The 23,653-nt window shown below is 67.7% G+C and carries 22 protein-coding genes; 10 read left to right on the forward strand and 12 right to left on the reverse strand.

All coding sequences use genetic code 11. The features are described from left to right. The 5 genes from E1261_RS11010 to E1261_RS11030 form a co-directional block, all read right to left on the reverse strand. A partial coding sequence (locus tag E1261_RS11010; protein ID WP_132405483.1) for an SdiA-regulated/phytase-like domain-containing protein occupies positions 1-853 on the reverse strand: 853 nt, incomplete at its 3' end. Next, complete coding sequence (locus E1261_RS11015) at positions 850-2,142, reverse strand: class I SAM-dependent methyltransferase (RefSeq protein ID WP_132405485.1); 1,293 nt, start codon at positions 2,140-2,142, stop codon at positions 850-852. The genes E1261_RS11015 and E1261_RS11010, both read right to left, overlap by 4 nt. 72 nt (positions 2,143-2,214) lie before the next feature. Next, positions 2,215-2,637 (reverse strand): hypothetical protein, encoded by a 423-nt coding sequence (locus E1261_RS11020; RefSeq protein ID WP_238176141.1) that lies wholly within the window; start codon positions 2,635-2,637, stop codon positions 2,215-2,217. A 71-nt stretch (positions 2,638-2,708) separates the two neighbouring features. Continuing rightward, on the reverse strand, positions 2,709-3,824 hold the full coding sequence (locus E1261_RS11025; protein ID WP_238176142.1) for a hypothetical protein: 1,116 nt from the start codon (positions 3,822-3,824) through the stop codon (positions 2,709-2,711). A gap of 129 nt (positions 3,825-3,953) precedes the next feature. Next, complete coding sequence (locus E1261_RS11030; protein ID WP_132405487.1) at positions 3,954-5,294, reverse strand: FAD-binding oxidoreductase; 1,341 nt, start codon at positions 5,292-5,294, stop codon at positions 3,954-3,956. Positions 5,295-5,527: 233 nt separating this feature from the next. On the opposite strand from E1261_RS11030, the gene E1261_RS11035 reads away from it, so the two are divergent. Both E1261_RS11035 and E1261_RS11040 read left to right on the forward strand, forming a co-directional pair. Continuing rightward, the gene (locus E1261_RS11035; protein WP_165952453.1) at positions 5,528-6,631 is read left to right on the forward strand and encodes a helix-turn-helix transcriptional regulator; all 1,104 of its coding nucleotides are present in this window, start codon (positions 5,528-5,530) and stop codon (positions 6,629-6,631) included. Continuing rightward, the gene (locus E1261_RS11040; RefSeq protein ID WP_132405491.1) at positions 6,628-7,728 is read left to right on the forward strand and encodes a helix-turn-helix transcriptional regulator; all 1,101 of its coding nucleotides are present in this window, start codon (positions 6,628-6,630) and stop codon (positions 7,726-7,728) included. Before E1261_RS11035 ends, E1261_RS11040 begins: the two co-directional genes overlap by 4 nt. Here the strand turns inward: E1261_RS11040 and E1261_RS46830 are convergent. Then, a complete protein-coding gene (locus E1261_RS46830) occupies positions 7,697-9,412 on the reverse strand; it encodes an acyltransferase (protein WP_132405493.1) in 1,716 nt (571 codons plus the stop codon). The two genes, E1261_RS11040 and E1261_RS46830, sit on opposite strands and share 32 nt — an antisense overlap. An 82-nt stretch (positions 9,413-9,494) precedes the next feature. On the opposite strand from E1261_RS46830, the gene E1261_RS11050 reads away from it, so the two are divergent. The 5 genes from E1261_RS11050 (at position 9,495) to E1261_RS11070 (ending at position 14,308) form a co-directional block, all read left to right on the forward strand. Then, positions 9,495-10,580, forward strand: coding sequence for a LacI family DNA-binding transcriptional regulator (locus E1261_RS11050; protein ID WP_132405495.1), 1,086 nt, complete (start codon positions 9,495-9,497; stop codon positions 10,578-10,580). Positions 10,581-10,733: 153 nt separating this feature from the next. Beyond that, positions 10,734-12,047, forward strand: a complete 1,314-nt coding sequence (locus E1261_RS11055; protein WP_202874623.1) for an ABC transporter substrate-binding protein — start codon at positions 10,734-10,736, stop codon at positions 12,045-12,047. Next, complete coding sequence (locus tag E1261_RS11060; protein WP_132405497.1) at positions 12,047-13,018, forward strand: carbohydrate ABC transporter permease; 972 nt, start codon at positions 12,047-12,049, stop codon at positions 13,016-13,018. Before E1261_RS11055 ends, E1261_RS11060 begins: the two co-directional genes overlap by 1 nt. Further along, positions 13,011-13,850, forward strand: a complete 840-nt coding sequence (locus E1261_RS11065) for a carbohydrate ABC transporter permease (protein ID WP_132405499.1) — start codon at positions 13,011-13,013, stop codon at positions 13,848-13,850. The genes E1261_RS11060 and E1261_RS11065 overlap by 8 nt, the downstream gene beginning before the upstream one ends. Before the next feature lie 5 nt (positions 13,851-13,855). After that, the gene (locus tag E1261_RS11070; RefSeq protein WP_132405501.1) at positions 13,856-14,308 is read left to right on the forward strand and encodes a MaoC family dehydratase; all 453 of its coding nucleotides are present in this window, start codon (positions 13,856-13,858) and stop codon (positions 14,306-14,308) included. On the opposite strand, the gene E1261_RS11075 is transcribed toward E1261_RS11070, so the two are convergent. Genes E1261_RS11075 through thpR form a run of 5 tightly spaced genes read right to left on the reverse strand, consistent with a single transcriptional unit; the run spans position 14,305 to position 19,011 of the window. Further along, a complete protein-coding gene (locus tag E1261_RS11075; protein ID WP_132405503.1) occupies positions 14,305-15,153 on the reverse strand; it encodes a hypothetical protein in 849 nt (282 codons plus the stop codon). The genes E1261_RS11070 and E1261_RS11075 overlap by 4 nt on opposite strands. Positions 15,154-15,178: 25 nt before the next feature. After that, positions 15,179-16,453 carry an iron uptake transporter deferrochelatase/peroxidase subunit gene (efeB, locus tag E1261_RS11080; protein WP_132405505.1) on the reverse strand — a complete coding sequence of 425 codons (1,275 nt, stop codon included), beginning with the start codon at positions 16,451-16,453 and terminating at the stop codon, positions 15,179-15,181. Continuing rightward, positions 16,450-17,583 carry an iron uptake system protein EfeO gene (efeO, locus tag E1261_RS11085; protein ID WP_132405507.1) on the reverse strand — a complete coding sequence of 378 codons (1,134 nt, stop codon included), beginning with the start codon at positions 17,581-17,583 and terminating at the stop codon, positions 16,450-16,452. Before efeO ends, efeB begins: the two co-directional genes overlap by 4 nt. Beyond that, positions 17,561-18,403, reverse strand: a complete 843-nt coding sequence (gene efeU, locus E1261_RS11090) for an iron uptake transporter permease EfeU (RefSeq protein WP_132405509.1) — start codon at positions 18,401-18,403, stop codon at positions 17,561-17,563. The genes efeO and efeU overlap by 23 nt, the downstream gene beginning before the upstream one ends. 44 nt (positions 18,404-18,447) lie before the next feature. Continuing rightward, a complete protein-coding gene (gene thpR, locus E1261_RS11095) occupies positions 18,448-19,011 on the reverse strand; it encodes an RNA 2',3'-cyclic phosphodiesterase (protein WP_132405511.1) in 564 nt (187 codons plus the stop codon). Positions 19,012-19,070: 59 nt separating this feature from the next. Here thpR and E1261_RS11100 point away from each other — a divergent pair, with 59 nt between their 5' ends. After that, on the forward strand, positions 19,071-20,513 hold the full coding sequence (locus E1261_RS11100) for an LLM class flavin-dependent oxidoreductase (RefSeq protein WP_238176143.1): 1,443 nt from the start codon (positions 19,071-19,073) through the stop codon (positions 20,511-20,513). A gap of 200 nt (positions 20,514-20,713) precedes the next feature. On the opposite strand, the gene E1261_RS11105 is transcribed toward E1261_RS11100, so the two are convergent. Further along, a complete protein-coding gene (locus E1261_RS11105) occupies positions 20,714-22,108 on the reverse strand; it encodes a mycothione reductase (protein WP_132405513.1) in 1,395 nt (464 codons plus the stop codon). 56 nt (positions 22,109-22,164) lie between these two features. Here E1261_RS11105 and E1261_RS11110 point away from each other — a divergent pair, with 56 nt between their 5' ends. Further along, on the forward strand, positions 22,165-22,905 hold the full coding sequence (locus tag E1261_RS11110) for a DUF4429 domain-containing protein (RefSeq protein WP_132405515.1): 741 nt from the start codon (positions 22,165-22,167) through the stop codon (positions 22,903-22,905). Between the two features lie 2 nt (positions 22,906-22,907). Continuing rightward, the gene (locus E1261_RS11115; RefSeq protein WP_132405517.1) at positions 22,908-23,555 is read left to right on the forward strand and encodes a DUF4429 domain-containing protein; all 648 of its coding nucleotides are present in this window, start codon (positions 22,908-22,910) and stop codon (positions 23,553-23,555) included. The last annotated feature ends 98 nt before the right edge of the window (positions 23,556-23,653 follow it).

Raw genomic sequence — 23,653 nt, forward strand, 5'->3', positions numbered from 1 at the left:
GTGGGGTGGCGGCGGCCTTCTTGGCGGGGACCTGGACCTGGTAGACGGCTGAGTTGGAGCCTTCGCTGCCGACCAGGACGGTGTTGTCGACCTCGCCGACGGCTATGGATTCGCCTTGGGTGAGGGGGGCCGGGCCGCGGGCCACGAGGGTGGGCTTTTCGCCCCAGGCGACGGTTACCACGTCGACGTAGGTGCGGAGGACCGCGCGCTGGCCGTCGGGGAGGAAGGTGCCGTCGGTGAAGGTGCCGGCGGGGGCTGCTGCGAGTTTGGTGAGTCTGTTGGTGCCTTCGCGCGACGGGGTGCCGGGCGTGGAGTAGATGGCGGCACCCTTGCTCGACTTGGTGACGATGAAGAGCTGGTTGGTCTCGGGCTGGACCAGCAGCGTCTCGGCGTCGTGCGCGCCGTCGGGGTACTTGAAGTCGTAGCGGTGGTACTTGACGTTCTCGGCGTTCTCGAGACTGGACGGCTCGGGGATCGTGTAGATCTCGATGGTGTCCCGGGACTTGGTGTTGTCGCCGATGTCGGCGATGTAGATCGTGCCCTCGCGGTCGACCGCGACCGCCTCGACGTCCCGTACGTCGGCGTTGAACTTCAGCACGGCCTTCACATCGCCGTCGGTGTCGACGCCGAAGACCCGCGCGGTGTCGTTGGAGTCGTTCACCGTCCAGTACAGGTCTTCGTACTTCTGGCTCTTGGCCAGCCCGGACGACTCCTTGATGCGGGAGTCGTCGATCGTGAACAGCTTCTTCGGCGCGGGCGGCTTCGGGTCCGCGGCCACGGCGGGCAGCGCGGCGGCGGCGAGTGTGACGCAGGTCGCGGCCGCGAGAGCGAACGCCGGGCGGAGGAACTTCACGCATCCACCTCCGACGCCGGCCGCCCGGCCCCGGCCGGTGGAGTGTCCGCCGCGGGCAGCAGCAGCTCGGCCAGCCGGGGGCTGACCTGCCACTCGGCGATCAGCTCGGCGTAGTCGGACTCGAGGTCGGCCGTCACGGGGGCATTCGTCCGGGCGGCGCGGAGCAGCAGATTGCGGGGCGTGTGCTGGCTGTCCACGAACTGCACTACCTCCACCCGGTATCCCACCTGTCGAAGGACCGCCGCCCGGAGCGAATCTGTCAGGACGTCGGCGAACCGTTCACGAACGATGCCATATCGCGTCATCAGAGAATAAGGCGCCGGTGGTGTGACGCTTTTGAGCTGCTTCTGGATGTCGTGATGACAGCACGGGGCTGCGAGCACCAGCGGCGCCTCCCACTGGACCGCCCGCGCGAGCGCGTCGTCGGTGGCCGTGTCGCAGGCGTGCAGCGCCAGCACCACATCCGGCCGGACGTCGAGCTCGGCCGCCTGGATCGTGGCATCCACGAACCGCAACTGGTCCTGCCAGCCCAGCGCCGTGACGACTCGGGTGTTCCGCTTCCGCGCGGTCGGGTTGTGGTCCACACCGGTTGTCCGGACGTCGTGCCCGGCCGCCGTGAGCAGGTGATGGGCCGCGAGCGTGAGGTAGGCGTTGCCGCAGCCGAGGTCGACCACCTGGAGCGGCCGGCCGGTCGCGATCCGGCCGGCCGAGATCGCCTCCTCGAGAGCCGGCTCGAGCAGCTTGCAGAACTCTTCGATCTGCTTGTACTTCGCCTGCCGCGACGGCTTCACCCGGCCCTGGTGATCGCTGATCCCGAGCTCGATCAGGAACGGCGCGGCCGGGTCGAGCACCCGCTGCTTCACCCGGTCGTGGCCGGTCGTCTGCTCCCGGCTGTCCGCCTGCCGGTGCAGCAGCTCCTTGCCCTTCTTGGTGTAGCGCAGCCGCAGCGTCTCGCTTGTCGTCTCGACATGCCACGTCCCGTACGGCAGGGCGAGCAGCTTGTCGACCGCCTCCGGCACCTCCGTGCCGACGAAGTTCCGGGTGTGGGCCTGGCGCTCGTCGTACTCGGTGAGTTGGAGGTGGCGCTGTCCCTTGAGGTCGACATACCGCAGCTCGAGCCGCTGGTACGGCGGCTGGTCGAGACCGCGGCGCCGGCCGGACGCGACCGCGCGCACCAGGCCGGTCCGGTCCAGTAGGGCGGCGTGGATCGCCTCCCACGCCCCCACCTCACCCACCGCGTCCGCGGTCGGCGTGCCCTGGTGTCCGGCCGGATCCACCTCTGCCTGCATCGCGCCATTGTGTCCGACGCCTCCGGCTGATCACAAAAGGGTCTCGTCGGCAGGCGGTGGCGGCCATCGGACTCACAGCAACTTCTGGTCGTCCAGGAGCAGCCCGAGCCCCCGCAATCGGGTCGCGATCCCGCCCTCCTGACGGCCCAGCGCCTCGATCAGCTCGTCCTTGCCGGCACCCTTGTGGAACATGTCGGCCAGCAGTTGCTCGTCCTCGGGCGTCCAGGGCCGGAACGCCTTCGGGTGGTGCCGGCGGGCGGCCTTGATCTTGCGGGTCATCGAGCGACTGTCCATCAGCTCCAGGGAGCGGATCCGTGACTGGCGGTGCCGGCCGACCTCCTCACCGTCACGCCAGAACACGACGGCTCCGTCGTCGAACGTCATCAGATCGGCCGGGACGTCGCAGTAGTCGGCGTCCTCGAGCATCACTCGCACCATGGTGGTCTTCTCCGTGTCGTGGGCGGCGGTCGGCGACCGCCGCCATCGGTTTGTCACCAGAGAAGATGCAGCGATTCCACCCCGCCCCGACCACCAATTCGCAACCTGTGGAAAACCCAGGCGGAGGATCAGAGGACCGGATCCGACGGGTCCTCAGGAAACCGGGGTGCCGCAGGGTCGGGTGGCAGTCCGAGCGGCGTCGTCGCAGCCGGCGTCGTCTTCGCCAACTCCTCCTCGCGCTGGAGGCGGTCCCGCTCGGCGCGCAGCAGACCCAGCAGCACCAGGTCCAGCAGCATCCCGCCAGCCGCCGCGAACTGCGTCCCGGCGAACTGGAACACCTGCGTCATCAGCAGCGACACCAGCACCGCCAGCTCGAACAACCGGACCGCCCGCAGCCGACGAGCCCGCCGCAGCTGCCGCCAGCCGCGCACGGTGAAGGTCGCCGACAGCAAGCTCCCGACGATCACCCCGGACACCGAAAGCTGCGCGAGCCCGCTGCCCACCGAGACCGCGATCAGCGGCGCACCGACCGCCTGTACGGCGAGCACCACGACAGCGACCGTTGGTGCCTTCGGATGCGTTGCCACCCGCTCGAACGTCCGCTGCAACCATCGCCACGCGGCATCCACCGGCGCTGCCAGCTCGACCTCGTCCGACGGACACGCCTCGAGCAGCGCCGCGGCCTCCCGACGGCCGCGCACCCGTGGCCCGACCAGGCCGAGCAGCTCCGAGGCCTGCGCCTTCCGCTGCCTCGACAGTCCACCCGCGACCCCCTCGACCGTGTGGTCGATCACGTTGGCCAGCTCCTCGCGCGGGTCGATCGGCCGCCGGGTCGACAGGAACCGGCTGCCCAGCACGATCAGCACGAAGACGACGTACACGATGGCGGCGGTGGGCTTGTAGAAGTAGTTGTTGTCCGAGGTGACGAACTTCCCGACCTCGTCGATGAACAGCCCGAACCCGACCCCGCCAACCAGCGCAGCGGCCGGTCGGACGACCGGACCGACGTACCCGAGAAGCAGGGAGATCGCGACCAGCATCAGGATGCCGCCAGGCAGCACATGCGCGATGTGCAGACCCTTGCCGCCGATCTGCGGGTACCCGCTCAGGCTGAGGATCAGCCGGGTGATCAGTACCGTCGCCACGCCCGACACCACGAAGGTGGTCAGGTGCTCGCCCGAACGGACGTTGCGGACCAGGCCCGCACGCATGAGGTACGACGACCGCGTGGTGGTGGGGGTCATGCGCCAGAAGGTTAGTTGACGAGTGCTGCCACGACCACCATGGCGACGAGTGCTACCAGAACGAGCGATACCACCAAGCGGCGTGTGCGGGGATCCACCGGGCCAGGCTAGTGGACCCCCGCCGAGAACCTAGTAGGGCAGGGGGTAGTTGCCGGTCAGAGTGCCTACCGGATCGACCCGCTGTTTGATCTCGCGGAGCCGCTCCAGGTCCGGTCCGCTGATGCTCTCGTGGATCGAGCCCTTCGTGGACAGCGATGACAGCGGCAGGTCACCCGCCTTCCACGGGGACACTGCCTCCTTGAGCGCTGCCAGTGCTTGCTCGGCCGAGCTGACCAGCTCCGGTACCGGGAGGATCGACACCGCCAGCAACATGTACTGCGCAGCCGGGTCGGCTGATGCGATCCCGGGGTGAATCACCTCGTCGCTGGCCCGGAGATGCCGCAGCTGGACCTGGGAGATGAGTGACGGCTGACCGGCGTACTCGAGCAGCGTGTCGATCAGCTCCGGAGTGACCTCGTCGAATGAGCTGGTGGTCAGCGCAAGCGCGGCCGGAGTGATCGGCTCCTGCGTGATCTGGACGACCCCGCTGGACTCCCGCGGCCCGATGGTGTCGACCAGTACGGCTCCGGCGGCCCGGAGCGGCGCCAGCGCTGCCTCAAGCCCCTCCGGGTCGTACGGCGCCGCTGCGTCGATCATGCAGAACGATTTGCCCCGGATGGCCTCCGGCAGATGCATCGCCGGCGGGTAGTGGGTCAGGTAGGCCCACAGCGTTACGTGCTCCGGCGCCTCCAGCGTGGCCTTCCCGTACGCCGCGAGCACGGCCGGCGCCTGTTCGATGGGGAACATCAACCGCCCGCCGACGATCTCCGGTGCCGGATGCAGTTCCACCTCGACCGAGGTGACGACGGCGAAGTTGCCGCCACCACCACGCAGTGCCCACATCAGGTCCGGGTCGGTGGAGTCGTCGATCCATCGGCGGGCCCCAGCCCCGTCGACGATCTCGGCCGCCCGCAGACTGCCCGCTCCAGAGCCGTACGGCCGGGCGAACCAGGACAACCCGCCGCCGGTGCAGTACCCGACGACGGAGATGTCCCCGTTCGACCCCGGCAGACCGGTCAGCCCCGTCCCGTCCAGAGCGGTCTGCAGCGTCCCCCACCGAACTCCGGCCCCCACCCGGGCGATCCGCGCGTGCGAATCCACCCACACGTCGTCGAGCGCGTTGGTGCGGACGACGATCGTGTTGTCGAGCGCACGGGTTGCGCCGTGTCCCCCTGCCTGCGCAGCGACCTTCAGGCCGTGCGCCGCGGCGAATGCCACGGTGTGCTCGACATCACTCGGCCCGGCGGCCTCCACCACGGCCAGCGGTTGCTGGTCGACAGTCAGGTTCCATGCGGGCCGCACCTGCCCCCAGGCCGGGTCGGCCGCCGTCACCAGCCGCCCGGTCAGTACCTCTCGGAGTTCCTCGATCATGAGCAGAACACTCCGGCAGCCGCTCACCAGGCGGTATCCCAACTTTCTGGGTTGTTCGCACCGCGTCACAGCCCGCGGTAGGCCCCAGCGGTCACTGCCGCCGGACAGATCGGATTCACCATGGCATCCACGGTGGCCCGATCGGGCAGACTCCGGTATCCCAGCAGCCTGGGTATTTCCGCCCCCACCTTTCTGGGATGCCGTCCGGGGCGCTGTCGGGTCACACTGAGTCTGTGAAGACCTACCACGCGGAGTCGGCGCGAGCTGGGCTGCAGGCTGCTGCTGTGGCGGGGCTGAGCTGGGAGGACTTCTGCCTGGCGGCGATCGAGCTGCTGGACCGGGCGGTGCCGAACGACGGGATCTGTCTCGGGCCGGCGGATCCGGCGACCAGCTTGCTGGTGGGGCGGGTGAAGACGCGGATGCAGGATGTGGACGAGCTTGCGTTCCTGGAGCACGAGTACGGCGTCGACGACATCAACCGGTTCTCGGACCTGGCCCGGCGGGAGGTTGGCGTCAGCATCCTGGCCGAGGCCACTCAGGGCCGGCCGGGGCTCAGTACGCGGCACCGGCTGCTGCTGGAGGCGAGCGGTCTGGAGCACGAGATGCGCGGCACGCTGCGGTCCGAGGCCCGGATGTGGGGGTTCTACACGATCTACCGGCACTCCGGCCGGAGCGGGTTCTCACCGGCCGAGGCCGAGTTCATGCATCGCCTCGAGCCGATGCTGGCCGCCGGTCTGCGGCGTGGCCTGATCAGTACGGACGTCAACCGGCAGCAGCGCTCCCAGGGCGCGGCGGTGGTCATCGTCAACGCTGCCGACCAGGTCATCTCAGCGACGGAGGCTGCTGAGGAGCGGGTCGCCGATCTGGGCGGCGAGATGTGGTCGCGGCTACCGGTACCAGTCAAGGTGGTGATCACTGCTGCCCGTGGGATTCCCGGGCAGCCCGCACAGGTGCCTCGGGTGCGGCTGCGCACCCAGTCGGGGCAGTGGGTGTCGGTGCATGCCGCACCGGTGCGTGGGCCGGAGGGGGTCACCTCCGACATCGCGGTGACGATCGAGAATGCCGGTGCGGCGGCGATCATTCCGCTGGTGGTGGCGGCGTACGGACTGACCGAGCGGGAGCGGGGCGTCGTACAGCAGGTGCTGAGCGGTGCGAGTACGGCGGAAATTGCCGGGCGGCTGCACCTGTCGCCGTACACGGTGCAGGACCATCTGAAGGCAGTGTTCGACAAGACCGGTGTGTCCAGCCGGCGTGAGCTGCAGTCGCGGATCTTCTTCGAGCACTACGCCGGCCGCATGGAGAACGAGCTCGACGCCAACGGCTGGCTGGGCGAATGAAGACCTACCGCGCCGACGAGGCGTACGCGGGTCTGGAGACCGCTGCGAACGCAGGGCTCCGGTGGGACGACTTCTGCCACGAGGCCGCGCGGTTGCTCACGCAGGCGATCCCATTCGACTCACTCTGCATGGGTACGGCGGACCCGGCGACCAATCTGCTCTGTGGCGCGGTGATGCACGATCTCGACCAGCTGACGACCGACGATTTCGTCGCGGCCGAGTATGGCGCTCCCGACTACAACCACTTCGTCGATCTGGCGCAACGCTCGGTCGGGGTGAGCATTCTCGCCGAGGCGACCGAGGGCAACCCGCAGCTGAGCCGCCGGTACCGGGAGTTCCTCACCAGAGGGGACATCCCGCACGAGATGCGCAGCACGCTGCGGTCCGGTGGCCGCATGTGGGGTGTGGTCACGCTGTACCGCACCAACGGGCGCACTGGCTTCTCACCGGGCGAGGCCGCGTTCATGCACCGGATCGAGCCAGTACTGGCGCGGGGGCTGCGGCGCGGTCTGATCGTCGGCGACCTGCAACGCGCGAGACGGTCATCGACAGCTGCGGTGGTGATTCTGAACGCCGCGGACCAGGTCGTCTCCGCGACCGATGCGGCCGAGCAGCGGTTCCAGGACCTCGGAGGCGTCCTGTGGTCGTCGCTTCCGGTCCCGGTGGTGAGTGTGCTGGCAGCTGCGCGTGGAGTGGCCGGGCAGTTTGTACCGGAGATGCAGGTCCGCACCCAGGACGGTGAGTGGCTCACGCTGCACGCGGCAAGGGTGCGTGGGCCGGAGGGGGTGACCACGGACGTCGCTGTGACGATCGCACCGGCAGGGCCGGCTGAGATCATCCCGCTGGTAGTGGCGGCGTACGGACTGACCGAGCGGGAGCAGAACGTCGTACAGCAGGTGCTCGGTGGTGGGAGCACCGCCGAAATCGCGCGGCGGCTGTACCTGTCGCCGTACACGGTTCAGGACCATCTGAAGGCGATCTTCGAGAAGGTCGGGGTGTCCAGCCGGCGGGAGCTGACGTCGCGGGTGTTCTTGGACCACTACGTCGGGCGGTTCGGTCAGAGCCCTACTGCCACGGGGTGGTTCTCGGAGGGATGAGGGGCTCGGGGCGGTGGACGCCGCGGGGGCGGTAGCCGAGGGCGTCGGCGTGACCCAGGTAGTCGGCGAGCAGCCAGACGACCGACAGCCACATCTCGGTGCCTTGCAGGCCGGGGATCGCGCGGTCGTCGGTGCCGTTCGGGGCGAAGGCGAAACCCTCGCCATCGACCCAGCGGTCGAGGATGCGGGCGAGCTGCTCCTCGGCCCAGCGGCGCGCGTCTTGTTCGCCGTACGACGTTTGTTTCCGGGCCAGCCAGAGTGGGTGGATCACGTCGAGGACGTTGCAGGCGTTGTCGTTGTCGCCGGTGAACATCCGGCGGTCGTTGCTATGGGCAAGTACTGTGGCAACGGCCTGCTCGGGATACGGCAACGGCAGGCCGAACTGCGCGTAGGTGCCGCGGGTCAGACGATAGAAACCGTTCACCACTTGGAGCCAGCCGTCGTCGGGGTGCGGACTCCCCCAAGCGCCGGTCTTCGGGTCGGCGTTGATGGTGAGCCAACCGATCAAGGGGTCGAGGCCGGCGCGGTCCTGGTGATCGTGGGCGTTGCGGGCGATCGCCGTACCGAGGGCGTCGATCGCTGCACCGGCCGACCAGGCATTTCTTGCCCAGGGCAACTGGTCGAGTTCGGCGGTGGTAAAACTCGTGTCGATGGGGTGTTCGAAGCTGCTGCCGAGGACTTGGAGGGCGTAGCCGACACACAGCACGTGGTACGGCGCTTCGCCTTGCAGGACTGTGAGTTGGGCGTCGGACGGGATCGCGAGACCGGCGTCGGAGAGGTCTCCTGGTGCGACCAGTCCGGTCTTCGGATCCTGGCGCGCACGGAGGCGGCGGACGAGGTCGTCACGGGTGTGGCCCGCCGGAGTACGCCGTACCAGTAGGTCGGCGATCTCGACGGCGTCGCACCACGGCCGGACTGCGGGCTTGTGGTCGAGACCGGGGCGGTCGACGAACCGCTCACCATCCCAGGAACGAGCCACTACGTCGTCCACCTGGTCCCGAGCGCGAGCCGCAAAAGCATTAAGCAGGGAAGGCAGTTCGCCTTGGAAGGTGGTGAGGGGGATGGAGGCACGAGCGGCCGAGCCCGGGAAGGTGGTTGGCGCGGTAGCAGTTGGGGCGGGTTCGTCGGGGAGGCGGGAGCGGAGGACTCGGGCTGGGTTTCCGGCTGCGATCGTGTTCGGCGGCACGTCCTTCGTGACGATGGCGCCGGCGCCGATGATGGTGTGGGGACCGATGGTGACGCCGTCGAGGATGGTGACGCCGGAGCCGATCCAGACGTCGTCGGCAATGGTGATGCCGCGGCTGGAGTGGGGCTGGCGGAAGATGGGCTCGCCGGGGGTGGTGCCGTGGTTGAAGGCGAGGATCGAGCTGTGGGCGCCGATCCGGACGCCGTCGCCGATCGTGACGCGGCCGCGGACGGCGGTGAACGGGTTGATGGTGCTGTCGGAGCCGAGGGTGATGCGGCCGGTGACGTAGGCGTGCGCCGCGATGTACGAGCGCTCCCCCATCCGCAGCTCGTCGCAATAGACGGCCGCCGACTCGGCGACGTACACCTCGGCGGCCAGGGCGACGGAGCCGGAGAGCAGCGTCTGGCGCTCGGACTGGCGGGCACGCTCGGCCGGCGTGGCGGTCCGGGCGTACTCCCACGGCAGGAAATCCAGTCGCAACGGCTCAGCAGCGGTCATGGGATAACGCTATCCAACACTCAGGGATCGCGCTTGGCGCATTTGGGCGCTGCTACTCTCCCGCCATGCGGGGTGGGAGTGCATGACGACATCCGGGTCCTTGACCGACGGCGCTGACGGCGACGCCGACGGTCCGGCCGATGCTGGGCGGCGTGGTCATCGGGTCACGATCAGCGACCTGGCGCGGCAGTTGCAGATCTCCAAGGCCTCGGTCTCGTACGCGCTGAACGGCCGCGCCGGGGTCAGCGAGGAGACCCGGCAGCGAGTGCTCGACCTGGCCGAGGAGCTCGGTTTCCACCCGAATTCGGCCGCCGTCGCGCTGTCGGCGAGCCGAACGCGCACGATCGGAATCGTGATCGCGCGCGACCCGACGCTGATCTCGACCGAGGCGTTCTACATGCGCACCCTGGTCGGCATCGAGCAGTACCTCAACGAGGTCGACTCGTCGCTCCTGCTGCGCCTCACCGGCGAGAACGGCGAAGACCTCGACGTACTGCGGCGCTGGTCGCGGCAGGGCCGGGTCGACGGGTTCGTGCTGTTCGACGAGCACCAGAACGACCCGAGAGTCCCGCTGCTGCGAGAGCTCGGCGTGCCGTGCGTCGTGGTCAGCTCCAACGCTCCGGACGATGGCGTCGGCCGGCTGATCAGTCGGCCGGACGAGACCGTGACACTGCTGCTCGACCACCTCGCCGAGCTCGGTCACCGCGAGATCGCCCACGTCAGCGGGCCGTTCCATTTCATCCACGAACAGCTCCGCGTCCAGCTCCTTCGCGAGTACGCCGAACGTCGCGGAATCACCGTCCGCCATGTCGAGGGCAACTACCGCTACGAGGACGGCGCCGACCACACCCGGCGCCTGCTCACCGGCCCGGACCGCCCGACCGCGGTCATCCTCGGCAACGACCTGATGGCCGTGGCCGCGCTCCGCGTGACCACCGAGCTGGGCATCGACGTACCCGGCGAGGTTTCGATCCTCGCCTGGGACGACTCGCCGCTGTGCGAACTGGCCGGCCCCGGCATCACCGCCGTCGACCAGCAGACGATGGAGCGCGGCCGCGCCGCCGCCGACCTCCTCCTCCGCCTCGCCGCAGGCCAGGAGGAGCTCCACGACGAGGCCCCGCCAGGTCTGCTGCGGGTGCGCACTTCTTCGGGTCCCGCCCGCAGCTGACTACTCTGGGCGAGAGTGATCGCACCCAGTGACGGGGACGTCACGAGGGCGTAACAAAGGGCCCGCAACTGAACCGGTTAGGGTTTCGGTGCTTAACCGGTTAGGGACATAGTGGGCCCCACATCATGACCGCGCGAGGACGAGGAGTCCGACGTGAGATTGCGTTCGCTTGTAGCCGCCGTAGCGGCGACCGCTCTGGGAGTCGGCCTGGCCGCCTGCGGAGGTGGGGATTCCGGCTCCGACGGGGGCTCGGGTGGGGATCAGACGCTGACCTACTGGGCCAGCAACCAGGGCACCAGCCTGGACAACGACAAGCAGGTCCTGATCCCGGTGCTGGAGCAGTTCACCAAGGACACCGGGATCAAGGTCAACCTCGAGGTGATCGGCTGGAACGACCTGCAGACGCGGATCCAGACCGCGATCACCTCCGGCCAGGCGCCGGACGTGGTCAACATCGGCAACACCTGGGCGGCGTCGCTGCAGGCGACCGGGGCGTTCCTCCCGTTCGACAACGACGCGATGACGGCGATCGGGGGTAAGGACAAGTTCGTGCCGACGGCTCTGGCGACCGGCGGCAAGGCAGGCGAGGACGTGACCTCGGTCCCGCTCTACGGTCTGGCCTACGGCCTGTACTACAACAAGGCGATGTTCGCCGCTGCAGGTCTGCAGCCGCCGAAGACCTGGGAAGAGATGGTCACCGCAGCGCAGAAGCTGACCAACCCCGCGAAGAACCAATGGGGGATGGCGCTGGCCGCCGGCAGCTACACCGAGAACGTGCACTTCGCGTTCATCAACGGCGCGCAGAACAAGTCCGAGTGGTTCGACGCCGAGGGCAAGCCGACCTTCACCAGCGACGGCAACGTCCAGGGCGTGCTGCGGTACCTCGACCTGATGCAGAAGGACAAGGTCGCGAACCCGTCCAACGCGCAGTACGACAACGGCACCAAGTCGGTCAACGACTTCGCGACCAAGAAGGTCGCGATGGTGATCAACCAGAACAACGCCGACTCCTCGATCGTTGCCAACGGCATGAAAGCCGGCGAGTACGGCGTCGTCCCGTTCCCGTCGCCTGCTGGTGGCGAGCCGGTGGCCAGCCACGTGGCCGGGATCAACCTGTCGGTCTTCAAGAACACCAAGCACAAGGACTCGACGCTGAAGTTCGTCAAGTACATGACGGACGCGCAGACCCAGACCACACTGGGCAAGCCGTTCGCGTCGCTGCCGGTGCTGAAGGACGCCAAGCCGGTGTTCACCACCGACGCGGCCGAGGCGGCGATCTTCCAGGACATCTACAACACCAAGTCCAAGCCGCTGCCGCTGGTCCCGGCCGAGGACCAGTTCGAGAGCACTGTCGGTAAGGCGATGAACAGCATGTTCGCCAAGATCGCGACCGGCGGGACGGTCAGCGCCGACGAAGTGAAAGCCGCGCTGAAGACCGCCGAGGACCAAGTGGCCGCAGGCAGCTGATGTCGGTCGCCACCCACGAAGCGACGCCGGCGGCCACCAAGCCGCCGGCTCGCAAGTCCAAGCCGGAGATCCGTCCTGGTCTGAGCCGTTGGTTGCCCTACGCACTGGTGGCGCCGGCGGTCCTGATGGAGCTCGTCATCCACATCATCCCGATGCTGGTCGGGATCTGGATGAGTTTCGTCAAGCTGACCAAGTTCTTCATCGCGAACTGGTCGGCCGCCCCGAGCGCCGGGATCAACAACTACAAGGTCGCGCTCGACTTCGACAACGCGGTCGGCGAGGGACTGCTGAAGTCGTTCGGCGTCACGCTGATCTTCTCGCTCGTCACGGTCGCGCTCTCCTGGGTGCTCGGGATGGCGGCCGCGGTGGCGCTGCAGCCGACGTTCCGCGGCCGGAGCCTCGTGCGCACGTTGTTCCTGGTCCCCTACGCACTTCCGGCGTACGCCGGGATCCTGACCTGGAACTTCATGCTGCAGCGCGACACCGGCGCCGTGAATCACGTGCTGACCCAACTGGGGGCCGATGACAAGCCGTTCTGGCTGATCGGGAGCAATGCCTTGTTCTCGCTCATCACGGTGGCCACCTGGAAGCTGTGGACGTTCGCGTTCCTCACCCTGATGGCCGGGCTGCAGAGCATTCCGCGCGACCAGTACGAAGCGGCCGCCGTGGACGGGGCCGGCAACCTGCGGCAGTGGCGCAACATCACCCTCCCGGCGTTGCGCCCGGTCAACCTGGTGCTGGTGCTCGTGTTGTTCCTGTGGACGTTCAGCGACTTCAACACGCCGTACGTGCTGTTCGGTACGGCGCAGCCGCCGGCCGGTGACCTGATCACCTTCCACATCTACAACGCGTCGTTCCTGACCTGGAACTTCGGTTCCGGTGCCGCGATGTCCGTGCTGCTGCTGATCTTCCTGATGATTGTCACCGGCATCTATCTCTTCGTGACAGGAAGGAAGACTCGCCGTGCTTGAGACCAAAGGCTTCAAGGCGTACCGAGCCGTCGTACTGGTGGTGCTCGGTCTCTTCGTGACGATCCCGCTCTACGTCATGGTGACGTCCTCGCTGAAACCGCTCAAGGACGTCCAGGGTGCGTTCACCTGGTGGCCGTCGAACCTGACCATCGCGCCGTTCATCGACATGTGGAAAACGGTGCCGTTGGCAAGGTACTTCGTGAACTCCACCATCGTCTCGGTGGTCGCGACGCTGCTCTCGGTGGCGCTCGCGATCCTGGCCGCGTTCGCGGTGTCCCGGTTCAAGTTCCGCGGGCGGACGGTGTTCACCACCACGGTGCTGTCGACGCAGATGTTCCCCGGCGTGCTGTTCCTGCTGCCGTTGTTCCTGATCTTCGTCAACATCAACAACCAGTTCGGGCTGCAACTGGTCGGGACGCGACTCGGGCTGATCATCACGTACCTGACGTTCAGCCTGCCGTTCTCGATCTGGATGCTGGCCGGGTACTTCGACAGCATCCCGCGCGAGCTGGACGAGGCGGCGCTCGTGGACGGCTGCGGCCCGATGGGCGCACTGTGGCGCGTGGTTCTGCCGGCCGCCCGGCCAGGCGTGATCGCCGTCGCGATCTACTCCTTTATGACTGCGTGGGGTGAGGTGTTGTTCGCCTCCGTGATGACGACAGAAGCGAACAGAACACTGTCAGTGGGACTGCGGCAATACTCGACCCAGACCAACATCTACTGGAACCAGATCATGGCCGCGGCCCTCGTGGTCAGCATCCCGGTCGTGATCGGCTTTTTGCTTGCTCAGCGCCACTTCGTCGCCGGCGTTACCGCAGGAGCAGTTAAATAGAGGGTATGTACCTCGAGGACTACGTGGTGGGGACCCGGACCGAGCATCCGGGCCGGGTCCTGGTCGGCCAGGGGGAGATCGTCGAATTCGCCCAGCGGTTCGACCCGCAGTACTTCCATGTGGACCCGGCCGCCGCGGCGAACGGGCCGTATCACGGCCTGATCGCCAGCGGCTGGCACACCGCAGGGCTGATGATGCGCCTGTACGCCGATCAATACCTGTCCAAGGTGGCCAGCCTCGGCGGCCCCGGTGTCGACGAACTGCGCTGGCACCTCCCGGTCCGCCCCGGTGACGTCCTACGTCTCACCACCGAGGTCCTCCAGGCCGACCGCTCCCGCTCCAAGCCCGACCGCGGCCTGGTCCGGACCCGCGCCGAGCTCTACAACCAGGACAACACCCTGGTCCTGTCCTGCATCGCCCTCAACCTGATCGGCGCCAAGGGGCCTCCGCGCCCTTAGGAGTAGCCGCGGATGTAGAAGTTGGTGGAGTAGTACGTCGAGTACCGATCGCCTTTGCCGACCGTCGCTCCGCTGTAGCCGTTCGTCGAGACGCGGTAGAGGCCCTCGAACGCCAGATCCCTGGCCGAATTCGGACCGCTGTCCGGGATGCTCGCGCCCGGGATGGCGAAGGCGACCATCCGCTGCCGGATCGCCGGGTCCTTGACGAACCACGGCAGCACGTTCGGAAGTCCTTGTTTCAGCGCGGCGATCGCGCCCTTGATGCACTGCGGGCAGTCCTTCACCCGGGCCGAGGAGCCACCGCTGATCGAGATCCGCTCGACGTAAGCCTTGTTCCGGTAGTCGGCGTGGACGGTGACCCCCAGGTTGCCCTTCTCGCACTGGATGCCGAGGATCTTCTCGTCCTTGCAGGTGTAGCCCTTGGACTTCAGCGTCTTGACGGCACCGTTGAGCGTCAGGCCGGGCATGCAGCCACGGCACGGCTGCGCCGGTTGGGTGGCCGGAGCGCTGGGGCTGGTGTCGTTGGCGGGTTCGGTGGGGCTGCCGCCGTCGCTGGGCGTGCTCGGGGCGTCGCTCGTCGGCTGGGAGGTGACTGGCGTCGTACCGGCGGTGTCGTCGGAGCCGCCGGTGAAGCGGGTGATCACGAAGAGACCCGCGCCCAGGACCACCATGACGACGACCACGGTGAACACGATCAGGATGGTCTTGTTGCTCCCGGACGGCGGCGGGGGCGGCGGATAGCCGCCGTACTGCTGCTGTCCGTACGGCGGCTGCCCCTGGTACTGCGGCTGCTGGCCGTACGGCTGCTGTGGGGGCTGGCCATAAGGGGGCTGCTGATTGCTCACCGGCACAATGTAGTGAACCGCTGGTTCAGGCGAAGAGCTTCTCGCCCCAGTACGACCCAGGTGTGACACCACCGGGACATGCGAAGATGCCGGACCCGACGTGGTGGATGTACTCGTTCAGGACGTCGGTGCGGGCCAGTTGGGTCTGGATCGGGATGAACTGCTTGCGCGGATCGCGTTGGTAGGCGAGGAAGAACAGCCCGGCGTCCAACCGGCCTAGACCATCCGAACCATCGACGAAGTTGTACCCGCGCCGCAGCAGCTCCGCCCCGTTGTTGAACTGCGGGTGCGCGAGCCGGACGTGCGCCTCCATCGGAATCTTCAGCTCGCCGTCGGAGCCCTTGGCAACGAAATCGATCGGGTCGAACTCCTCGGCCTTGCCGAGCGGTGCGCCGGTGCCCTTGCCGCGACCGATGATCGTCTCCTGCTCACCGAGCGAGGTCCGGTCCCAGATCTCGATGTTCATCCGGATCCGGCGCGACACCAGGTACGAGCCGCCGATCATCCACTCCGCGCCGTCCTCGGGCTGGACCCAGAGGTGCTGCTCGAGCTTCTCGGCGTCCTCGAGCTTCAGGTTGTTCGTGCCGTCCTTGAAGCCGAACAGGTTCCGCGGGGTCGTCTGCGCCCGCGAGGTCGACGACGTCCGCCCGAAGCCCAGCTGCGAGTAGCGCACGGCGACCCGGCCGAACCCGATCCGGGCCAGGTTGCGGATCGCGTGGACGGCGACCTGTGGATCGTCCGAACAAGCCTGTACGGCGATGTCGCCGCCGGACCGTCCTGGCTCGATGTCGTCACCGATGAAGTGCGGAAGGTCGACGAGCGCGGCGGGCCGCTTCGAGGCCAGCCCGAACCGCTTGTCGAACAGCGAAGCCCCGAACCCGATCGTCAAGGTGAGCCGGGCCGGCGGCAGGCCGACCGCCTCACCGGTGTCCTCCGGCGGAGAGCCGCCCGGCCCGTTCACAGCGCCGTACTGACCGATGTCACGGCCGGCCGTGAGCAGCGCGGCCGCGGCCGTCCACTCCTTCAGCAACGCGATCAGGTCGTCACGCTTGGTCGTGGTCACATCGAACGCGGCGAAGTGCAACCGATCCTGCGCCGCGGTGACGATCCCCGCCTGATGCGGTCCGTGGAACTCGACCGGGCCGGTGGTGTCCGCCGCCTGCGACTCCTCGCCGGACAGTACGGAATGAGCGGCGTACCCGGCGACTCCGGTCGCGACCGCGGCACCCGCCGCGCCGAACAGGCCACGGCGGGAGATGCCCTTACGGGGAGCGTCTTCAGCGCTGGATTCTGGCGTCATTTCTTCGCGATCACTCCGGCGACCTTGGAGACGGGCTCGGCCAAACCGTCGACGACCCGGCTCAGCTCCTTCTTCTCCGCATCGGTCACGACGTACGGCTTGAATCCGTCACCCACGCGGTACTTGTCGACCGCCGCGAAGACGGCCTTGAAGTTGGTGTCCAGCGCGGTGACGAGGGCGGGATCGCGCTTCTGCAGGGCCGGGCGGAGCGCCTGGATCGCAGCCTGCGAACCCTCGACGTTGGCCTGGAAGTCCCACAGGTCGGTGTGCGAGTAGCGATCCTCTTCACCGGTGATCTTGGTGGTGGAGACCTCGTCGAGCAGTTCCTTGGCGCCGTTCGCCAGCTGCAGCGGATTCAGCTTCACGACCTTGGCCTTGGCGACCACAGTCTTCACATCGACCAGGAGCTGATCGGCGTACTTCGCCATACCGGCCGTGGTGTTCTTCTCCCACAGCGCCTGCTCGATCCGGTGGTACCCGGTCCATTCGGTGCCCGGCTCGACATCGTTGACCCGGGCATCGATCTTCGGGTCCAGGTCACCGAACGACTCCGCGACCGGCTCGATCCGCTCCCAGTACGTGCGCGAGATCGGGAACAGCTCCTTCGCCTTGGCGACGTCACCGGCCTTCACCGCGTCCACGAACTCGGTCGTCTTCTGCTCCAGCGCGACCGCCTGCGAGTTCACGTACCGCTGGTAGCTCTCGGTGGCCTGCTTGAGCAGGGTGTCCTCGTCCACCTGCGCGGGCGCGTCGCCGGCCACGGTCAGCTCGCCGCGGATCCCGTCGCCGACCATGCCCGGCTTGCAGACCGCCTGGTACTTCCCGGTCGGCAGCTCGACGATCAGATCGCGCTTCAGGCCCGGGCCGATGTTCTCGACCTCACCCATCACGCGGTCACCATCGGCGTACACATAGAACTCGGTGACCTTGCTACCACCGTTGGATACCGAGAACGTGCTGGTCCCCGACTTCACATCGCGGCGGCTCAGGTCGCACGCCGAATCGGTCGCCTTGACGGTGACCGGGCCGGTGCCGTCGTCGGACGCGGCGGGCTTGTCCTCGGCACAGGCGGTGAGAGCGGCGAGCCCCAGTACGACGACTGTGGCCTTACGAGCCTTGGACGGGAACATGCTTCTCCTGAACAGGTGATGAGGAAACCGGACGGAAGTAGAGCACCAGCACGGGCACCAGGTAGACCAGCCACGCGATCGACTCGACCACGGTCGGCGCAGGGTTGAAATTGAAGATGCCCTTGAGGAGTACGCCGTACCAGCTGTCCGGTGGGATGACGTGCGAGATGTCGAACGCCAGATTGTGCAGACCGGGGAGGATGTCGGCCTCCTGCAGGTCGTGAAAGCCGTAGGCGAAGATGCCGGCCGCGACCAGGATGAGGACCGCGCCCGTCCACTTGAAGAAGACGCCCAGGTTGATCTTGACCGCGCCGCGGTAGATCAGCACGCCGAGCACGACCGCGGTCGAGAGGCCCAGGAGGACGCCGATGAACGGTACGGCGGTGGTCGCGGTGGCGGCCGACGCGTACACGATGAAGGCGGTCTCGATGCCTTCGCGGAACACCGCGAGGAACGCCAGGATCACGACGGCCTTCGGGCCGATCGCCAGCGCCTGGTCCATCCGGTCCCGCAGTTCCTTGGCGATGCTGCGCGCGGCCTTGCGCATCCAGAAGATCATCCAGGTGACGAAGCCGACCGCGAGGATCGACATCACTCCCCCGACGGACTCCTGGGTGGTGAAGGACCTGGCGGTCAGCGCGGTCACGAACTGCAGCAACCCCCACGCGGTGGCTGCCACGGCCAGTGCCGCGCCGACTCCGATCCAGACCAGTTTCAGCTGGTCGCGACGTCCTGACTTGACCAGGAAGGTGGCGAGGATGCTGACAACCAGCGACGCCTCGAGGCCTTCACGCAGGCCGATCAGGTAGTTCGCGAGCATGGCGGACGGTCCTCATACCTTAGGGATGGCTAACCTTCCTGAGGTTAACCTAAGAATTCCCATTCGCCCACTGTGGCGTACGCCGCACTTCGGCCCACTCCCTCGCCCAGCCGCGACTCGATCAGCTGCAGACTTCCGGCCGTCCACTCGGCGCCACTGTAGGTATCGAAGACCCGCACCCAGCGAGTGACGTCCATCGGCCGTGGGAACCGCGCCAGCGTCAGATGCGGCACGAACTTCCGCCCGTCCACGGTGACCCCGGAGTGATTGGCCGCCGCCCTGGTCGTCTTCGACAGGTGCTTCAGCGCATCCGTCTCGTCACGGACGCCGGTGTACAGCACCCGCGCATCCGGCACGCCGGGGAACGCCCCGGCCCCTCTGAGGCTCAGCGGGAACGGCTTCTGCCGCTTGGCGGCCGCCTCGAGCCGCTCCCCCAACTCATCGGTCTTCCAGTCCGGCACCTCGCCCAGAAAGGCCAGCGTGATGTGCCAGTGTTCGTCCGCGGACCATCGGATGTCGTCATCCGGATGTTCCCGCCGCGGTGCGACGAACTCGCTCAGATCCTCCACAACTTCGATGGGTGGCACAACGGCCACGAACAATCGCATCCAACCAGCCTATCGCTGCCTGTAAACCACAATTCCGGCTCTTGGAGGAGACTGGTGAGGTGGATGAGCGCAGACTGCCTTCGCCTTGTGTGGTGATTCTGGTGGGGGCGGGGGCGTCGGGGAAGTCGACGTGGGCGGCGGAGCGGTTCGCGGGTGAGCTGGTGGTGTCCAGTGATCGGCTGCGGGCGTTGGTCGGGGCCGGTGAGGACGATCTGGCGGCTAGTGCGGATGCGTTCGCGTTGCTGGAGACGGTGGTGGAGCAGCGGATCGGGCGGCGGCTGACGACCGTGATCGACACGCTCGGGCTGGATCGGGTACGGCGGTTGCGGTGGCTGGCGCTTGCCCGGGCGGCCGGGATGCCTTGTGTGGCTGTGGGTTTCGACACTCCAGCGGCTGAGTGCCGGCGGCGGAATCGCGGGCGGGTTAAGCGGATTCCGGCTGACGTGCTCACCGGACAGTTGCGGGCTTGGGGTGTGGCGAAGAAGGAGCTGCCGGAGGAGGGGTACGACGAGGTACTGCAGCCGGCCGCGGTGCGCGTCGTACCGGAGGCGTTTGTCGGGGCGGATGCCGCCGTGGAGCGGCAGTTGTCGGCGCCGGCGGGATTGCGGTTCGGGTTGCAGCTGAGCAGTTATCCCGGTGGGCGAGCCGGGTTGGGTTCGTGGGTTCGGGAGGTGGCAGCGAAGGCCGAGGCGGTTGGGTTCGACGCGATTTACGTCATGGATCATTTTCGCCAGATCCCGCAGGTGGGCCGGGCCTGGGACGACTTCCTGGAGAGCTGGACGACGCTCGGCTACCTGGCCGCCTGTACGACGCGCGCCCGGCTCGGCACGCTGGTCTCCGGGATCACGTATCGCAACGTCGCGCATCTGGGGAAGATTGCCGCGACTCTCGACGTACTGAGTGGTGGGCGTGCGGTGTGTGGTGTCGGGCTGGCGTGGTTCGAGGCCGAACACAAGGCGTATGGGTGGCCGTTTCCGCCGGTCGCCGATCGGTACGCGCTGCTGGAGGACGCGCTGCAGTTGCTACCGGTGTTGTGGGGACCGGGCAACAAACCGTTCCACGGGCGGGTGCTCGATGTGCCGGACACGACCTGCTATCCACGACCGCTGCAGGAGCGGCTGCCCTTGCTGGTCGGTGGGGGTGGTCGCCGAACGTTGCGCTTGGCATCGAAGTATGCCGATGCCGTGAATGTGTTCGGGGATGTCGCGGCGGTGCGCGAGCGGGCGGCGTACGTGCGGTCGCTGACGGATCGGCCGGTGGAGATCACGCACCTGTCGACGACGTTGGTGGGCGCGGATGTCGATGCGCTGGTTGAGCGGCTGCGACCACGCAACCAGAACCCGGCCCGTTACGCCGCAACAGTCAACGCCGGCACCGTCGACGACCAGATCGGCCGCTTCCGCGAACTAGCCGAAGCCGGCGTCACCGAGGCAATGATCACCCTCCCCGACCTCGACACCCTCGACCACGCAGGCCAAGTCATCTCAGCCTTCCGCCTGTAGACCCGTCGCAGTGAGCCGCCCCGGCGGCACGGCCGACCCGCACATCGGACAGGAGGACGGATATCCGTTCAATGTGCTGGTTCTCCGGTCAAATAACGAGGGGAGAACCGGCAATCTGAGCGGAGATCCCCTCATTTTCCGCGCGACCAGCACAGGCCGGAGGGCCAGGTGCGGGGATGCGTCAGGACGCAAACCCCGAGCTAGTTCTGGGGTTTGAGAGGGAGGGCCAGGAGGGCGTTTTCGATGAGTTCGGGCATGGCGGGGTGGATCCAGTACTGGTTGCGGGCCATTTCGTAGGCGCTTAAGCCGAAGGCCATGGCTTGGATGAGGGGCTGGATGACGGTGGGGGCTTGGGGGCCCATGATGTGGGCTCCCAGGAGCTGGCCGGTGGTGGGGTCGGCGAGCAGTTTGGCGAAGCCGGTGGTGTCTTCCATGGCCCAGCCGTAGGCGATGTCGGCGTACTTCTGGGTGCTGACCACATAGTCGAGGCCTTGGTCTTCGGCTTCCTTCTCGGTCAAGCCTACCGAGGCGATCTGAGGGGAGCTGAAGACTGCGTGCGGGATGAAGCGGTGGTCGGCCTGGATGCGGTTGTCCGGGTCCAGGAGGTTGTGCTTGACGACGCGGGCCTCGTGGTTGGCGACGTGCTTGAGCTGGTGGGGGGAGGTGACGTCGCCGAGGGCGTAGATGCCGTCGACGCCGGTCTGCATGTAGGCGTCGACGACGACGCGGCCTTCGTGGTCGACCTCTACGCCGGTGGCCTCGAGGTTCAGCAGGTCCGAGTTCGGGGTGCGGCCGACGGCGACCAGGAGTTCGTCGACGATCACCTCGTCGGAGCCGTCGGGGCAGAGCATGCCGAGCAGGATCGAGCCGTCGGGGCGGCGGGCGACGCGGATCGTTTCGTGGTTCAGGCGAACGTCGTACTTGGCGCGCGCGATCTCGGTGTAGGCCTCGGAGATGTCGGTGTCCTCCTGGCGCAGCAGCCGCTCGGAGCGGCCGATCAGCGTGACCTCGACCCCGAACGACGCGAAGACGTGCGCGAACTCCGCCGCGACGAATCCGCCGCCGAGGATCGCGAGCCGGCGCGGCAGCTCCTCGAGCCGCATGATCGTGTCGGAGGTGTGGAAGCCGGTCTCCTCGAGCCCTGGGACCGGCGGGACGATCGGGCGGCTGCCGACAGCCAGCACGAAGCGGTCAGCGGTCACGACGCTGGTCTGTCCGTCGTTGCCGTCGACCGCCAGCTCCTTGACCCCGGTGAACCGGCCGGTGCCCTCGTACATGGTGACGTTCTCGTTGTGGTGCCGGTACTCCGAGCCGGCCCCGGAGATCGGGTCGATCCGGCCGAAGATCCGGTCCCGCACCTCGGGCCAGCGGACCCCGAGCAGTTCCTCGTCGACGCCGTACCGGGCGCTGCCGGCCGGGGTGGCTGCCACGTCCGCGGTGTGCACGAACATCTTGGTCGGGATGCAGCCCTTGTTCAGGCAGGTGCCGCCGAAGACGCCGCGCTCGACGAAGGCCACCTTCCAGTCCGCGAACCGGTGGTTCACGATCGTGTTGCCGGAGCCGGTACCGATGACGACGAGATCGTAATGGGTCACACCCCATTATGTGTCTGACAGCCAACTGACCCCACCGGACGCGAGGATGGTCCCTTGTGGAGGGGTTGAGCGGCGACGAGCTGCGCGGGCGGAATGCGACGATGGTCTGGGACGGCCTCGGCACGATCCAGCTGCGGTACCCCGGTCCGTGGCGGCAGCAGAAGAGCGGCCTGACGTACGCCGTACTGAAGCAGCTCGGCCGGCGCACCATCCCGGTCGAGGCGCTGACCGGGGTCGAGATCGTGATGCCCGGCGGAACCGAGACTGCCACGATCCGGCTGATACTACGCGAGCACGCGGACCCGCTGCTGGCCGTTGCCGGCGGGCGGTTCGACGAGCTGATCGATCCCTACCGGCTCGACTTCAGCCCCGACCAGTGGTTGCTCGCCGACTACTACGCGCAGGAGATCCGGACATCGATCGCGCTGCACCAACTCCCGCCCGGGCCGGCGGACCGCTGGCTGATCGAGCCGCCACCGGCACCTGACAAGGTCAAGTTCCAGTTCGTCAAGGTGGAGCTCGACGGCGACGAGCTGGTCCTCAAGTACGGCTTCGGCGCGACTGCCGCGAAGAAGTCGTACGGCAATCCGTGGCGGCTCCCGCTCACCGAACTGCGCGACGTCGAATGGGTGCCGGGCAGGATCCGGAGCGATGGCTTCCTGCGGCTCACCACCGCCCGCACGCCGGCCGAGCGCCCCAAAGCCGCGGACGACCCGGAGACCCTGACGACTTGGCCGTTGTCCGAGCACGACGCGCTGTTCTTCGGCGCCAAGTTGCGGTCCCTGATCAACTGGTGAGCATGCTGCTGCAGACCAACCACGGCGTACTCGAGTGGGACGGCACCGGCACGATCCGGGTCCAGTACGACGCCTCGCCCCGGCTGGGTGAGCGAATCATCCCGGTCGAGGCGTTGCGCGGAGTCGAGGTGTCGGCGGATCTTCGGCTCGAGCTGCGCGAGCACGCCGACCCGTTGTTGAGCGTGACCGGCGGTTCGTTCGAGTCGATCTACCACTTCGAGGTCACCGATCTCACGGCTGCCAAGCGACTCGCGTCCGAGATCCGGATCGCCCGCGCGCGCCGCGCCGTACCGGAGACGGCTGCGCCTCGGTGGCTGGTCGCGACCCCGCCGGCAGCCGATGCGCTGGAGGGGAAGGACGCGACCGTCGCGGTGGCGCAAGGAATGCTCATGTTCGCCTATCCGCGGTCGGCGACGAGGCGGAAGAAGGCGGACGGCAACCCGCGGTCGGTGCCGCTGACCGACATCCTGAATGTCGAGTGGGTGGCGCGCGCCGGGCGGCACGCCGGGTTCGTCCGGGTCGGTACGGCGCAGACGCCGGTCGACCGGCCGAAGCCGAAACATGACCCGGCGGCGGTGCGGGTCGCTCCCGACGGTGAACTCGACGCGCTGTTCTTCGCAGCGCGCCTGCTCACCCGCGTCCAGCCCTGATCCCAAGGCCGGCCAAGGGCTCTCCACCCGAGCCGGCACGACGTTGAGCACGGTTCAACCAAGTGCGCGGCCGGACGGTGGTTGATGGGTGCTCAAGG

Source organism: Kribbella albertanoniae (assembly GCF_004348455.1).
Classification (GTDB): domain Bacteria; phylum Actinomycetota; class Actinomycetes; order Propionibacteriales; family Kribbellaceae; genus Kribbella; species Kribbella albertanoniae.

Coding starts and splice junctions, on each gene's coding strand:
- E1261_RS11015 (WP_132405485.1), bottom strand. CDS start 2,142: ATGCAGGCAGAGGTGGATCCGGCCGGACACCAGGGCACGCCGACCGCG.
- E1261_RS11025 (WP_238176142.1), bottom strand. CDS start 3,824: ATGACCCCCACCACCACGCGGTCGTCGTACCTCATGCGTGCGGGCCTG.
- E1261_RS11030 (WP_132405487.1), bottom strand. CDS start 5,294: ATGATCGAGGAACTCCGAGAGGTACTGACCGGGCGGCTGGTGACGGCG.
- E1261_RS11040 (WP_132405491.1), top strand. CDS start 6,628: ATGAAGACCTACCGCGCCGACGAGGCGTACGCGGGTCTGGAGACCGCT.
- E1261_RS46830 (WP_132405493.1), bottom strand. CDS start 9,412: ATGACCGCTGCTGAGCCGTTGCGACTGGATTTCCTGCCGTGGGAGTAC.
- E1261_RS11050 (WP_132405495.1), top strand. CDS start 9,495: ATGACGACATCCGGGTCCTTGACCGACGGCGCTGACGGCGACGCCGAC.
- E1261_RS11060 (WP_132405497.1), top strand. CDS start 12,047: ATGTCGGTCGCCACCCACGAAGCGACGCCGGCGGCCACCAAGCCGCCG.
- E1261_RS11070 (WP_132405501.1), top strand. CDS start 13,856: ATGTACCTCGAGGACTACGTGGTGGGGACCCGGACCGAGCATCCGGGC.
- efeB (WP_132405505.1), bottom strand. CDS start 16,453: ATGACGCCAGAATCCAGCGCTGAAGACGCTCCCCGTAAGGGCATCTCC.
- efeO (WP_132405507.1), bottom strand. CDS start 17,583: ATGTTCCCGTCCAAGGCTCGTAAGGCCACAGTCGTCGTACTGGGGCTC.
- efeU (WP_132405509.1), bottom strand. CDS start 18,403: ATGCTCGCGAACTACCTGATCGGCCTGCGTGAAGGCCTCGAGGCGTCG.
- thpR (WP_132405511.1), bottom strand. CDS start 19,011: ATGCGATTGTTCGTGGCCGTTGTGCCACCCATCGAAGTTGTGGAGGAT.
- E1261_RS11115 (WP_132405517.1), top strand. CDS start 22,908: ATGCTGCTGCAGACCAACCACGGCGTACTCGAGTGGGACGGCACCGGC.